This window comes from Stenotrophomonas sp. 05N37 (assembly GCF_056397365.1).
This window is the reverse complement of the sequence record NZ_JBFTNG010000011.1, coordinates 1-13,694: the sequence shown is the minus strand read 5'-3', so window position 1 is coordinate 13,694 and position 13,694 is coordinate 1. Positions and strand designations below refer to the sequence as shown.

General features: G+C 71.2%; 9 protein-coding genes. 6 read left to right on the top strand and 3 right to left on the bottom strand.

Annotation, left to right across the window (positions count from 1 at the left end; genetic code table 11):
* Positions 1–4 precede the first annotated feature (4 nt).
* Genes recD through recC form a run of 3 tightly spaced genes read right to left on the bottom strand, consistent with a single transcriptional unit; the run spans position 5 to position 8,909 of the window.
* Positions 5–1,915, bottom strand: a complete 1,911-nt coding sequence (gene recD / locus AC1DGC_RS19395) for an exodeoxyribonuclease V subunit alpha (RefSeq protein WP_478048630.1) — start codon at positions 1,913–1,915, stop codon at positions 5–7.
* Entirely contained in the window at positions 1,912–5,565 is a 3,654-nt protein-coding gene (recB, locus tag AC1DGC_RS19390; protein ID WP_478048629.1) for an exodeoxyribonuclease V subunit beta, read from the bottom strand. The genes recD and recB overlap by 4 nt, the downstream gene beginning before the upstream one ends.
* Positions 5,562–8,909: an exodeoxyribonuclease V subunit gamma gene (gene recC, locus AC1DGC_RS19385; RefSeq protein WP_478048646.1), complete on the bottom strand. Its 3,348-nt coding sequence runs from the start codon at positions 8,907–8,909 to the stop codon at positions 5,562–5,564. Before recC ends, recB begins: the two co-directional genes overlap by 4 nt.
* A 215-nt stretch (positions 8,910–9,124) precedes the next feature.
* Here recC and AC1DGC_RS19380 point away from each other — a divergent pair, with 215 nt between their 5' ends.
* The 6 genes from AC1DGC_RS19380 to AC1DGC_RS19355 all read left to right on the top strand — a co-directional run bounded on the left by AC1DGC_RS19380 (position 9,125) and on the right by AC1DGC_RS19355 (position 13,242).
* A complete protein-coding gene (locus tag AC1DGC_RS19380) occupies positions 9,125–9,913 on the top strand; it encodes an ABC transporter ATP-binding protein (RefSeq protein ID WP_259208125.1) in 789 nt (262 codons plus the stop codon).
* Positions 9,913–10,662 carry an MlaE family lipid ABC transporter permease subunit gene (locus AC1DGC_RS19375; protein WP_259208123.1) on the top strand — a complete coding sequence of 250 codons (750 nt, stop codon included), beginning with the start codon at positions 9,913–9,915 and terminating at the stop codon, positions 10,660–10,662. The genes AC1DGC_RS19380 and AC1DGC_RS19375 overlap by 1 nt, the downstream gene beginning before the upstream one ends.
* Positions 10,663–10,757: 95 nt before the next feature.
* Positions 10,758–11,282 carry an outer membrane lipid asymmetry maintenance protein MlaD gene (mlaD, locus tag AC1DGC_RS19370; protein ID WP_478048628.1) on the top strand — a complete coding sequence of 175 codons (525 nt, stop codon included), beginning with the start codon at positions 10,758–10,760 and terminating at the stop codon, positions 11,280–11,282.
* On the top strand, positions 11,282–11,938 hold the full coding sequence (locus tag AC1DGC_RS19365) for an MlaC/ttg2D family ABC transporter substrate-binding protein (protein ID WP_478048627.1): 657 nt from the start codon (positions 11,282–11,284) through the stop codon (positions 11,936–11,938). The genes mlaD and AC1DGC_RS19365 overlap by 1 nt, the downstream gene beginning before the upstream one ends.
* Positions 11,928–12,239, top strand: a complete 312-nt coding sequence (locus AC1DGC_RS19360) for an STAS domain-containing protein (RefSeq protein WP_259208116.1) — start codon at positions 11,928–11,930, stop codon at positions 12,237–12,239. Before AC1DGC_RS19365 ends, AC1DGC_RS19360 begins: the two co-directional genes overlap by 11 nt.
* A gap of 1 nt (position 12,240) precedes the next feature.
* Positions 12,241–13,242, top strand: coding sequence for an MlaA family lipoprotein (locus tag AC1DGC_RS19355; RefSeq protein ID WP_259208114.1), 1,002 nt, complete (start codon positions 12,241–12,243; stop codon positions 13,240–13,242).
* The last annotated feature ends 452 nt before the right edge of the window (positions 13,243–13,694 follow it).

The following is a 13,694-nucleotide window of genomic DNA, read 5'->3' as shown; positions in this document are numbered from 1 at the left end:
GGGGCTAGAACAGCTGGCCCTGGGCCGGCGTCGGCGCCGCCGGGGCAGCGTCAGGCGCGGCCTCGCCGGCCTCGCCGGTGTCCTCGCCCAATCGCGCCGCCAGCCCGGACAACCGGCTGGCGTGCCGCTTCAGGGCCGCGCCGATCACCTCGGCGCTGCCCAGTACATGCAGCGACTGGCGGGCCCGGGTCATGCCGGTGTACACCAGCTCGCGCGACAGCACCCGGTTGTCGCGGCGCGGCAACTGCAACCAGACCGTGTCGAATTCCGAGCCCTGGGCCTTGTGCACGGTCATCGCGAACGCGCTTTCATGCGCGGGCAGCGCACCGGGATGGAAGCCCCGCGGCTGGTCCGGCGTATCGCCGGGGAACCAGGCCGTCACCGCGCCGTGGCGGTCGGCCAGGCAGATGCCGATATCCCCGTTGAACAGGCGGTGGCGGTAGCTGTTTTCGGTGACCAGCAACAGCCGGCCGTGGAAATAGCCCGGCGCCATGCCCGGGCGCGGCACGCCGGCCAGCAGCGCTTCGATGCGCGCGTTGAGTCCGCGTGCGCCCTGCGGCCCTTCGCGCACGGCGGTGAGCAGGCGGATGCGCCCTGCGTTGGCCAGGGCCTGGCCCGGGTCGGCGGCCTCGCCCAACCCGCGCCAGTGCGCGAGCAGCGGCGCGCGGTGCTGCTGCAGCGGGTCGCTCTGGTCCTCGTGGAAGTGCACGCCTGCCAGCGTGCCACCCCGCAGCAACGCCAGCGCGGTATCGGCGTCGCCGTGGCGCACCGCATGCGCCAGCGGTGCCAGGTCCAGCGCATCGGTCTGCCGGTAGCCGCGCTGCAACTGCACGCGCCGGCCGTCGAACCGGGTCGCCGCGGCCACGGGCTGCAGGCTGGCGGGGGCCAACAGCGTGCGCAGTGCCTGCGCGTCATCGGCGCGGGTGCCCAGGCCGTCGCCGCTGGCGCGCAGGACCGCGCTGAGCACGTCGCCAGCCTCCACCGACGGCAGCTGGTCCGGGTCGCCCAGCAACACCAGCCGGGTGCCCGAGGCGATCGCCTCGACCAGTTTGGTCATCAGCGGCAGGTCGATCATCGACGCTTCGTCCACCACCACCACCTCGAACGGCAGCGGGTTGTCGCCGTGATGGCGGAAGCGCGGCGCATCGGGAATCACTCCCAGCAGCCGGTGCAGGGTGGTTCCGGTGGTGGGCATGGCGTCGCACAGGGCCGGCGCAATGCCGAGCAGGCGCAGCCGTTGCACGGCCAGGCGCAGGCTTTCGGCCATGCGCTCGGCGGCGCGGCCGGTGGGGGCGGCCAGCGCCACCCGGGGCAACGGCGTATCGGCCTGTGCCGCCTGCGCGGCCAGCAGCACCAGCAGCCGCGCGATGGTGGTGGTCTTGCCGGTGCCGGGGCCGCCGGTGACCAGCACCAGTGGGTGACGCAGCGCCACGGCAGCGGCACGGGCCTGGTGGTCGATGCCTTCGCGGGCTTGCGGGAACAGCTGCGCGAACAATGCCGCCAATGCATCCGGGTCGGCCGCGGGCAGTGGCTGGCTGGCGATGCGCTGCAGGCCTTCGGCCAGGCGGCGCTCGTATTCGCGGTAACGGCGCAGGTAGAGCAGGCCGTTCTCCAGCACCAGCGGTGCATCGGCAGCCGGCGCGGTGCGGCTGTCGGGCACGTCCACCCACGGTGACGCACGCAGCTGCGCCAGCCAGTCCGCCGGTGCGGGCCAGTCGGCGTCGCCTTCGACCAGGCGTTGCGGCTGGCACGGGTCCAGCCCGGCATGGCCCTGGGACACCGCCAGCGAGGCCAGTGCGGCGGCGGCCAGCACCGCATCGGGCGTGTCCGGCCGCAGCCGGCGCAGGCTCAGCGCCAGCGCGTGGTCGAGGGTGCGCAGGGCGTTGCGCTGTTTCAGCGCGGCAAGCAGGCTCATGCCTCCCCCCGTGCGCGTGCAGCCATGCGGGCCTGGGCGTGTTCGCCGCCGGCGAACAGCGCATCCATGGCGTCGACCAGGGCGGGATCGAAGCGCTGGCTGTACAGCCCGGGGCTGTCCTGCCGCGTTGCATCCAGGCCACGGCAGAACAGGTAGCGGATGCCGCCCATGTCGCGCGCGTAGTCGTAGCCGGCCCCCAGCCGGAAGCGCAGCCAGCGGTGCAGCGCAACGGTATAGATGAGCGCCTGCAGGTCGTACTCGCTGTGCCGCATGGCGCTCTCCAGCCGCGCCGGGTCGTAGCCCGGCAGGCGGTTGGATTTGTAGTCGAGCACGTACCAGCGCTCGCCGCTGCAGTAGGTGAGGTCGATCTTGCCGGTCATCAGGCCTTCCAGCCTGCGCCGCGTACCAAAGCCGCGGCGGTCGCCGACCAGGCCGTAGGCGTGCAGCAGCTCCAGCAGCTGCGGCACTGCGGTGGGCTGCATCGCAAAGTGGAATTCGATCTCGGCCCGGCGCGCGGTCGGCGGCAGCGCGTGCAGCGCGCCGCCTTCGGGCAATGGCACGGTCAGGGTCTGCCCGACCAGGGCGGTGAGCACGGCCACGCCATCCTCCAGGTCCTCATCCGGGTAGCCCTCCTCGGCCAGCGAGGTGCGCAGCACCTGCGCCTGCTCCTCCGGCGCCGGTTGTCCCGGCTGCCAGCGTGCCCAGCACGCGAAATCGGTGTTCTCCAGCGCATCGTGCAGCACGTTGCCGAAGCGGCTGCCCATGAAGCGCGGGTCGATCTCCTCTTCACTCACCGGCACCGCCGGATCCGCCTCCAGGCTGAGGTCCACCCCGGCCGGTTCGTCGGCCGCCGGCGCGGGGACTTCGGTGGCCGCCGCGTCGGTATCGTGGCCGGCGTCGGCATGCGCCAGCTGGGTGAAGCTGTACACCCACCAGTCGTGCGGGATGCGCCGGGTGAGCGCGCGGACCGGCGGCAGCTCACCGTCGCGCTCGACCGCCAGTTGCGGCGGGCGCGGCTCCAGCGGCGTCTCGACCACGGCGACTGCCGGGTGCGCACGCAGCGCCTCCAGGTCGGCCAGCATGGGCGCCAAACGGGTCTTCGCCAGCCCGGCCAGGTCGCCCGCGGCGATCCACAGCGCGTGCTCGGCGCGGGTCAGGCCCACGTAGAGCAGGCGCGCGTCTTCGGCCTGCTGCTCCTGCGTGTTGCGCGTGCTGGCCTCGTCCCAGGCCGGGTCCTTGTCCAGCTTCCAGTGCAGCTCGCGGCGGCCGTGGGCATACACCGTGCAATGGGCGTCGGTGTTGGGCCCCTGGCCGCCGATGCCCACGAACGGCAGGAACACCAGCGGATATTCCAGGCCCTTGCTCTTGTGCAGGGTGATGATCTGCACGCGGCGTGCATCCGACTCCAGCCGCAGCAGCTGCTGCTCGTCGTCCTGGTCGGCGTGCGCCATCTGCACCTGCAGCCAGTCCAGCAGGCCGTGCATGCCCAGCGTCTGCGCGGCGGCCTGTTGCAGCAGTTCCCCCAGCTGCAGGTAGTTGGTCAGCCGGCGCTCGCCATCGAGCAGGCCCAGCAGGCGCTCGGCATGCTCGGCACACAGGTCGGCGATCACCGCGAACGGCCCGCCGCGCTGCCAGCGCTCGCGCCACAGCAGCAGGCGGATCTGGAAACTGCGCTGCGCATCGCCTTCGCGCTCCATCGCATCGATGGCCGCCGCATCCTCGCCCAGCAGCACCGTGGACAGCGCTGCGCGCAGGCGGCCTTCATCGGCCGGCTGCAGCAGGGCCAGCAGCAGCAGGCGCAGGTCGTGCGCCTCTGCGGTGGCATACAGGCTCTGCTTGCCGGCGGCCACGGCCGGAATACCCACCGCGCTGAGCGCCTGCTGGATGCGCGTGGCCTCGCGGTGCGAGCGCACCAGCACGGCGATGTCGCCCGGCTGCACCGGTTGCCCGCGCAACAGCGCACGGCCCTGGCGGGCTTCGCTGAGCAGCTGGTGGATGGCGGCCACGCAGGCATCGCCGGCCTGGGCGCGGGACGGATCGGCCTTGAGTGCGCCGCCGTCGGGGTTGTGCAGCACGCGCACGGTCAAGCCGGGCGCGGGCACCCCATCGCGCAGGAAATCGGCGTCCACGCGCGTGCTGCCCGGCTGCACCGGCTCGAAACCGATGTCCGCCTCGAGGAAGGCATCGGCGCCGGCGTTCGCGTACAGCGCCTGGATGGCCTGCAGCACCGCCGGGCGCGAGCGGAAGTTGCGGTCCAGCGGGGGCGCCGCATCGGCCTGGTGCTTGGCCTTGAGATAGGTGTGGATGTCGCCACCGCGGAAACCGTAGATGGCCTGCTTGGGGTCCCCGATCAGGAACAGCGCCGGGGCCAGGCCGGCCGCGCGGGTTTCCGGCGAATCGCCGAACACGCGCTGGAAGATGCCCCACTGGCGATCGTCGGTGTCCTGGAACTCATCCACCAGCGCGATCGCGTACTGCGCGCGCAGCTGCTGCACCAGCACCGCGCGGTGCGGTCCCTCCAGCGCATCGGCAACGCCATCGATCAGGTCGTCATAGGTCTGCACGCGGCCGATCCGCTTCAGTTCGTCCAGCCGCGTCCGGGCCTCGTCGCGCAGCGCGTGCAGGAACGCGATGGCCTGCCCGCGTTGCCACTGCGCCAGCGTATCGGCGGCCGCCACGTACACCGCCAGCGCGTGCTGCAGCGGCGACTGCGGCGCCTTGCCGGCGTGCGCCTTGTTGGTGCGCGCGGCCAGTTCCTCCACGCCCAGCCGGCGCAGCCGCTCCACGTCGGCCTCCAGCGGCGTGTCCGGGTCCGCGGCACCGGCCCAGCGATGCAGCTGCACCGCCAAGGGCTCCAGCCAGGCCAGCTTGTAGCTGTTGCCGTTGAGCACCTTGTTCTCCACCGCCGCGCAGAGCTCGCCCATGAAGGCCTCGCCATGGTCGCGGTAGGCCGCGGCGAGCTGGTGCGCGGCCTGGGCGTGTGCCGGGCGTGGGTCGTGCTCGAGCCCGGCGGGTATCGCCGGCAACAGCGGCAGTGGCTTGATGAGCGTGCCCATATCGGCGGCCAGCGCCTCCGGCGAGGACCACAACCGGGTCAGCGCATCCACGGTGGCCGCATCGTTGGCATGCACGCGCCACAGGTCGGCGGCCAGTTCATCGTGCAGCGCGCGTTCGCTGGGCAGCAGGGTCGGCGGATCGAACGTATGCCCGCTCTCCAGCGCGTGCTCGCGCAGCACGCGGGTGCAGAAGCCGTGGATGGTGAAGATCGAGGCCAGGTCGATTTCATCGGCGGCGGTCTGCAGGCGGCGTGCCAGCGCGGCCGGGCGTTCCTCGCCCAACCCGAGCTGCCGTTGCAGGATCAACCGGGTCAGCGCCACCTCCGGGCTGTCGTCCTCGCCGGGTGCGCGTTCAACCAGCTGCGCGGCCAGCGCCAACCGCTCGCGGATGCGCTTGCGCAGTTCCTGGGTGGCCGCGTCGGTGAAGGTCACCGCCAGGATCTGGCCGATGCGCATCCCCTTTTCCACCACCAGGCGGGTGAACAGCGTGGCCAGGGTGAAGGTCTTGCCGGTGCCGGCGCTGGCCTCGATCAGGCGCACGCCGTCCAGCGGCAGCGCCAGGTAGGGGTCATCCAGCAGGTCGGGTGTGTTCATCGTGCGAGGCCTTGTGGTTCCAGGCCGGTGAAGACGCGGCCTTCGCACACCGCGGTGAACACCACCAGGCTGTTGTGCAGGAGCTGTTGATAGGTGTCCGCGGTGGCGAACGGATCGCGCCCGCGCAGCGCCAACTGGTAGGCAGCGCCGCTGGATTCGCCCCAGCTGCGGTCGCTGCCGTACCACTTCGCGCGCCCCTCCGCGTCGCGCTTGGCCTCCACGGCGGTATACAGCGCCCAGCCGGTGGACGGCGCATACAGCAACGGGGCACACAGCCCTTCGTGGCGCAGCTGCAGCAGCCGGCGCAGTACCTGCCGGGCCTGCGCACTGCCCAGCGGCGCGCGTTCGTGTGGGCCCAGGCCGTTGTCGCCAGCATCGTGGAACTGCACCAGCGGCAGCGCATCCCCGGCCGCGTTGGCCAGCAGCCAGTCCAGCCCGTGGCGGATCGCCGCGCGGGCATTGAGCGGGCCGGGGCGCAACCGCACCAGCCCCTGTGGATGCACGCCCTCGACCCGGCCATGCAGGCGCACCCCGTCGATCTCCACCTCGTAGCGGCGGCTGTCGGCGCGGGTGCCGGCCTGCCACTGCGCCAGCGCCTGCGCATACGGGCGGGTCTGTGCCTGCAGTACCTCGAACTGGCGCTCGCCCAGGGCACCGGACGGCAGCAGGGCGCGGGCGCGCAAGCGCGGATACAGCGGCGCGGCGTCGTCCTCGAGGGTGGCCTGGATCACCGCCTGCTGCAGCAACAGGGTGTCGCTGCCGCGCGTGGCCATCACCAGCGGCTCCACGTCATCGGCATCGCCAAGATCCTCGGGCAGGCGCAGGCCGAGACGCTGCGAAAGAAACTGGCTGGCCGGGTCGGTGAGGAAGCGGCGCAGCGCATCCAGGCTCAGTTCGGCCTCGTCCAGCAGCGTCTCCGGGACCGGCAGCGGCGCATCGAACCACGCCGCCAGCGCGCGTCGTTGCCCGCCCAGCGAGCCGGCGGCCGGGTGCCATTGCTGGCGGTAGCTGAAGCGCCGTGGTTCGTCGCCGCCGCCAAAGGCCGCCGGGGCGAACGGCTGCAGCGAATGCCGCACGGTCAGTTGCCGGGCCGCATCGGCCGGCACCTGGTGATAGGCCGCCGCCGCATCGATCAATTCGCTGACCAGCACCGACGGCTCACGCACGCTGCCGTCGCGTGGATCGGCGCCGAGATAGCTCAGGTAGAACACGTCCTGCGCCGACGCGAACAGCTGCAGGAACAGGAAACGATCATCCTCGCGCAGCGAACGGTCGCCATGCCGGCGCTTGTCGGTGCCCAGTTCGGCGGTGAGCTGGTTGAGCCCGGCGGCCGGATCGCGGCGCGGGAAGTCGCCATCGTTCAGGCCCAGCACGCAGATCACCCGGAACGGCAGCAGTCGCATCGGCACCATGCGCCCGAAGCTGATGCCGCCGGTGAGCAGCGGCGCGCGGGTGTCGGCTTCGGCCAGTACCCCGGCGAAATGCGCGCGCACCACCTCCGGCGCCACGTCGCCGGCGAAACCGGCCTGCGCCGCGTCGCGCGCGAATTCGTTGATCAACTTGCGCAGGCGCTCCAGCGCGCGCTGGCTGTTGGCCGCCTGCGGTGGTTCGGGCAACAGCGCATCCAGCATGCCCAGCAGGCGGGTGCGCCACTGCGCCGGCGGCAATGCCTTGCCCAGCGCCTGCTGGTAGCGGGCCAGCACCCGCAGCAGCGCGAGCAGGCGATCCAGCGCCTCCAGCGCGCTGCCCTCCAGTTCCGGCCACGGCGCCACCCCGGCGATGTCACCCTCGCCGCCGCTGGCATGGCCGAGCAGCAGGCGGTCCAGCGCGAACTGCCAGGTGAACGCGTCATCGCGCGGCGCCTGGTGCTGCTGGCGGTGCTGGGCATCCAGCCCCCAGCGCGCGCCGGCGGCCTGCAGCCAGTCGTGCAGGCGGTCGAAGGCCGCTGCGTCCAGCCCGGCCGCATCGGCCAGTGGCGCGCTGGCCAGCAGGTCGAGCACTTCGTTCAAGCCGAAGCGCGACACCGGCAGGCCGAGCAGGTGCACGAACACGTCGGCCAGCGGCTCGCCGGCCAGCGGGCTGGTGTCGGCCAGCGCATAGGGAATGTGTTCATCGCCACCGCTGCGGCCGCCGAACACCGCTTCCAGGTACGGCACGTACGGGTCGATGTCCGGGGCCAGCACCGCGATCTCGCGCGCCTGCAGCGGTGGATCGAAGCGCGGGTCCTGGAGCAGGCCGCGCAGCTGGTCGTGCAGCACCTGCAGTTCGCGCAGGCGGGTGTGGCAGGCATGCACCTGCAGGCTGGGATCGTCGCGCCGCAGGCTGTCGCGGCGCGCGCCGGCCGGTTGCCCGCGGCGGTGGAACAGATCGCGCTGCAGGCGGTGCAACAGGCTGTCGGCGAGCCCGCCGTGGGCCATGTCCGGGCGCACATCGTCTTCGGGATCGTCGTAGGCGGCGATCTCGCCGGAGGGGTGCACCACTTCGTAGCTGCCCAGCACCGCCATGAAGTCGCGGCCGGCCGCGCCCCAGGCCTGCAGCAGGCGGTTCTCGCCCGCCGCCTCGCCGAACGGGTCCGGCGCACCGCTGCGCAGCTTTTCGCCCAGGGTCTGCAGGTCGCCCCAGTAGGCCTGGGTGGGCGTGGGCAGGTAGAAGTGCAGCGTGCCCACCCGCGCCTGGGTGGCCATCACCCGCAGCACGTCCGGGGAGATGTTGAGCGTGGCGAAGGCGAATACCCGTGCCGGCAGGCCCTGTGGCAGCGGCTGGCCGGCACCGTCGAAACGCGACAGGTAGGCATCGATGCGGCGTGCCCGGTACTGGTGGCCGCTGGCGATGTGCCGCCACAGGATCGCCTGTGGGTCGTGCGCGTCGGCGCCGGCCTCCCAGCGCAGCAGCCAGTCGCGGCGCCAGGCCTGGTACTTCTCGAAGACCGCCGCCAGCTCGCCCGCCAACGCCCACGGCTTGAGCGGATCGGCCACGGACAGGTAGGCCTGCAGCGCGCGCATCGGCGCCTGCGCCAGCAGGTCCGGGTCGGTCAGTGCCGCATACAGCTTCCAGCGCAGGGCGGCGGCGGTGAGGTCGTCATGTTCGCCGGGCACGTTTGCATTGAGCGCCCGCGCGACGAACTCGCCGGGGGTGAGGAAGTCCAGGTTGGCCGCAATGCCATACTCGACCGCCAGGCTGGACTGCAGCCAGCGCCGCATCGCCACCTGCGGGATCAGCACCACCTCCGGGACCAGGATCGACTGGCCCGGCACGGGCGTGCGCACGGCGCTGGCCAGCAGGGCGGCCAGCACGTCGAGGGAGTTGGAGTGGTACAGGCGGAAGTCGGATGCAGCATCGGTCATCGCGCCAGTGTGCCGCAGCGGGCGGTCGATCACGAGGGCGGCCAGGCACCGGGGGTGGCTGCGCAGGGCAGGCATGTCGGCGCTCGACACGGTGTGTTGCGAGCGGCGTCGCAGGCCGGCGGTTGGCGACGTGCGACAATACTGCACGGTCCAGTTCGGTTATGTTCAGCCGTTCACCACGATCTTACAACGTTGGAATTTTGTTAATGGCGTCCATGACGGCTTCCGAAGAACCTCTGGTGCAGTTGACCAACGTGCGCATCGATCGCGGCGGTCGCAGCATCCTGCGCGACGTTTCGCTGCAGGTGCCGCGCGGCAGCATCACCGCCGTGCTGGGCCCGTCGGGCAGCGGCAAATCCACGCTGCTGGCCGCGCTCACCGGCGAACTGCGCCCGGTCGCCGGCCAGGTCACCCTGTTCGGCAAGCCGATCCCCACCGGCAGCAGCGCGCTGCTGGAGATGCGCAAGAGCGTGGGCGTGCTGCTGCAGGGCAATGGCCTGCTCACCGACCTGACCGTGGCCGAGAATGTCGCGCTGCCGCTGCGCACCCATACCCGCCTGCCGGCGCCGGTGCTGCGCCGGCTGGTACAGATGAAGCTGCACGCGGTGGGCCTGCTGGCCGCCGCCGATGCCTGGCCGCGCGAGCTGTCCGGCGGCATGGCGCGGCGCGTGGCGCTGGCCCGCGCGCTGGCCCTGGACCCGCCGCTGATGATCTACGACGAGCCGCTGACCGGGCTGGACCCGATCGCCTCGGGGGTGATCATGAGCCTGATCCAGCGTCTCAACCACAGCCTGGGCCTGACCAGCATCATCGTCAGCCACCACGTGCACGAGACCCTGCCGATCTGCGACCAGGTGATTGCGATCGCCAATGGCGGGGTGGTCTTCCAGGGCAGCCCGGCCGCGCTGGAATCCAGCCAGGACCCGCTGCTGCGGCAGTTCCTGCATGGCCAGCCGGATGGCCCGATTCCGTTCGATGCCGCGCCGCGCGCGAGGGTTGCCTGATGCCGTTCGTTGACGCCACCCGCTCGCTGGGCCGCGCCGGCCTGTTCTCGTTGACGGTGCTGCGCGGCTCGCTGCCCACCGCCGACTTCCTGGCCGAGCTCACCCGCGAGATCTACAAGGTGGGCGCGCGCTCGCTGCCGATCATCGCCGTGGGCGGCGCGTTCGTCGGCCTGGTATTGACCCTGCAGGGCTACCGCACGCTGACCACCTTCGGTGCAGCCGACGCGCTGTCCACCCTGCTCGGCCTGTCGCTGTACCGCGAGCTGGCCCCGGTGCTGACCGCGCTGCTGTTCATCGGCCGGGCCGGCAGCTCGATCGCCGCCGAACTGGGCCTGATGCGCGCCACCGACCAGATCAAGGCACTGGAGCTGATGGCCATCGACCCGGTCGCCAAGGTCGTCGCGCCGCGCTTCTGGGCGGCGGTGCTGACCGTGCCACTGCTGACCGGCATCTTCTGCTCGCTGGCGATCAGCGCCAGTTACTTCGAAGCCGTGCACGTGCTGGGGCTGGACAACGGCGTGTTCTGGTCGGCGCTGAGCAACAGCGTGGATTTCTGGGACGATTTCGGCGTGGCGATGCTGAAGTCGGCCATTTTCGGTGGTACCGCGGCACTGGTGGCGTCGTACGTGGGTTTCCACGCCGAACCCACCATCGAGGGCACCTCCGTGGCAACCACCCGCGCGGTGGTCAACGCCTCGCTGCTGGTGCTGATGTTCAACTTCGTGCTGTCGGCCATGATGTTCCGGTAACCGCCTGGCGCAGGCCGGTACACGCCATCGGTTCGCAACGACTCCCCGCCCGGGCACCTGTCCGGGCACCTGACAAAGAACAGTGAGATAACCCCATGGCCATCCGCGGTCCCAGACTCGAATTTTCCGTCGGCGCCTTCCTGCTGCTGGCGCTGGCCTCGCTGCTGGTGCTGGCCATGGCTTCCACCAACCAACGGTGGGGCCTGGGCGGCGACGGCTATGAGCTGAAGGCGCGCTTCACCCAGATCGGGCAGCTGCGCAAGCAGGCCCCGGTCAAGATCGGCGGCGTGGTGGTCGGCCAGGTCTCCAGCATCGAGCTGGACCCGACCAAGTTCGACTCCATCGTCACCCTGACGCTGGACGCCAAGTTCAAGGACCTGCCAGCCGACACCTCCGCGGGCATATTCACCAGCGGTTTGCTCGGCGAGAGCTATATCGGACTACAGCCCGGCGGTGATCCGGACGTGCTCAAGTCCGGCGACGAGATCGTGTTCACCCAGCCGGCGGTGGATCTGCTGCAGCTGGTCGGCAAGTACATGTTCAGTGGCCCGGCCAACGCCGGCGGCGCCGCTCCCCAGGATGCTCCCGGTGCGGAAGCACCGGCTACGGAAGCCCACTAATGAAAACCAAACTGATCCCGGTCCTGCTGGCCTCGGCCCTGCTCGCCAGCGTCCCTTCGCTCAGCTTCGCCCAGGCCGCACCGGCCGCCGCCAGCGCCTCGCAGGGCCAGGCCGGCACGGTCGTGCTGGATGCCAGCACCCGCATCCTGTCCACGCTGCAGCAGCGTCGCGGCGAGTTCCGCAGCAATCCGGCCGCGCTGCGCAGCTTCATCAACGGTGAGCTGACCAAGACCTTCGACCGCGACTACGCCGCCCGCCTGGTGCTGGGCGTGCACGGCCGCGGAGCTTCCGACGCCGATGTGAAGCTGTTCGCCGACGCCATGGCCGACAACCTGATGCAGCGCTACGGTTCGGCGCTGCTGGACATCCAGGGCAAGCCCAGCTTCCGCCTGAAGTCCGAAGCCCCGCTGCCGGGCAACCGCGGCGTCAAGGTGTCCACCGAACTGGTGCGCGCCGGCAGCGAAGCAACCCCGGTCGATTACCTGATGCGCAACGTCAACGGCCAGTGGAAGATCTTCGATGTCGCCATCGAAGGCATCTCCTACGTGCAGACCTTCAAGACCCAGTTCGACGCCCCGCTGCGCCAGAAGTCGATCCAGCAGGTGGCCGCCGAGCTGCGCAACGGCAGCATGCAGGCCGCCCCGAGTGGCAAGTAACCCGGCCAGCGTCAGCCGGCAGGACACCGCGCTGGTCTTCAGCGGGGTGCTCGACCGCGCGGCGGTGACCGCGCTGTGGCCGGCGCTGCAGGCCAGCAGCGGCGTGCAGGTGCTGGACCTGACCGCGGTACCGCGGGTGGACAGTGCCGGCCTGGCGCTGCTGGCCGAGCTGGCCGCGCGGCTGCGTGCGCAGGGCAGCGACCCCCGTTTCAACGGCGCCCCCGCCGGCTTCAACGAACTCGGCGCGGCCTACCGGTTGGCGCCCTCCCTGGATTTCAATGCCTCTACTGCGGCGAGCTGACATGAACGTCATACGCACCCTCCCCTTCCTCGTGCTGGCCCTGGCGCTCACCGCCTGCGCCGGCAAACCCGCGCGTGAAGCCGCCCCGGCCAGCGTTGCGGTGGACGCCTCGACCCCGGTCGAGGACGCGCCCGCCGCCACCGTGCCCCCGGTCGATGACGGCGCGGCGGCACCCGCCGCGGCCGTGGCCACCGACGGCACTGCCGCGCCGGTGGCGCAGGCCGCTGGCGAGTCGGCGCCGACCGATGCCGAAGACGACTTCGCCGCGTTGTACGGTGGCCCCGCGCCCGGTGCCACCGGCAGCGAACCCGGCCGTCCGGCCTACGATCCGTGGGAACCGTTCAACCGCAAGGTGCACAGCTTCAACAACGTGGTCGACCGTGCCGTCGCCCGCCCGCTGGCCACTGCCTACACCCACGTGGTGCCGCGCTTCGCGCGTACCGGGGTGACCAACTTCTTCAGCAACCTGCGTGCGCCGGTGACCATCACCAACCAGCTGCTGCAGGGTCGACCTGGCGATGCCTGGGACAGCCTGGGCCGGTTCCTGATGAACTCCACGCTGGGCGTGGGCGGCCTGTTCGACCCGGCCAGCAAGGCGATGGTGCCGCGTCGCAGTGAGGACTTCGGCCAGACCCTGGGTGCCTGGGGCTGGCGCGGCTCGCGTTACGTGGAACTGCCGTTCTTCGGCCCGCGTACCGTGCGCGACGTGTTCGGCCTGGCCGGCGACATCCCGCTGTCGCCGATCCGTACGATCGAGCAGGACCGGCTGCGCATCGGCCTGCAGGGCCTGCAGCTGGTGGACATGCGCTCGCAGCTGATGGCGCTGGACGACATCCGCGACAGCGCGGTGGACGAGTACGCGCTCACCCGCGATGCCTGGCTGCAGCGCCGCAACTACCAGATCGAGAACGACCTGCGCGGCAAGCATGCGCGCGGCAAGGATGCCGACGACACCGCACCGATCCCGGTCGATGCGATGCCGATGCCGAACTGGAGCAACTGAGCCCGGGCGTACTCACCGACGGGTGGGCAGGTGCTCGCAGGAAGCTGACAAAAAACCCCGCCTTGGCGGGGTTTTTTTTTGGTCCCCCTCCCAATGCAGGGCGCGTCTTGTTGCAACGGCGTGATTGAGCACGGCTCTACGCGTGCGGTCGGTCAGTTCGGCCGCCGTCTTGGATCGGGTTGCGTCTTCGCTCGGGTCTGTCGCGAGGGTGAGGGCCCCTTAGCGGCCGGTAGCCCCTGGCGTAGTGTCCCCCGGCCTGGCGGCCTCCTCCTTTATCTTGCCCAGGAGCCTACCGGCCCCTAAGGGGCTCGCCTTGCGGCACGCAGATGGACGCCAGGCTTTTCTGACTTCCGTCGGTGGGTCGGGCGCTGGGCCCCCATGCCCTTGGAGGCGAAATAAAGGAGGAGGCCGCGCAGCGGCCGGGGGCGTCGCCGGAAAGGGTCTGGGGGCCC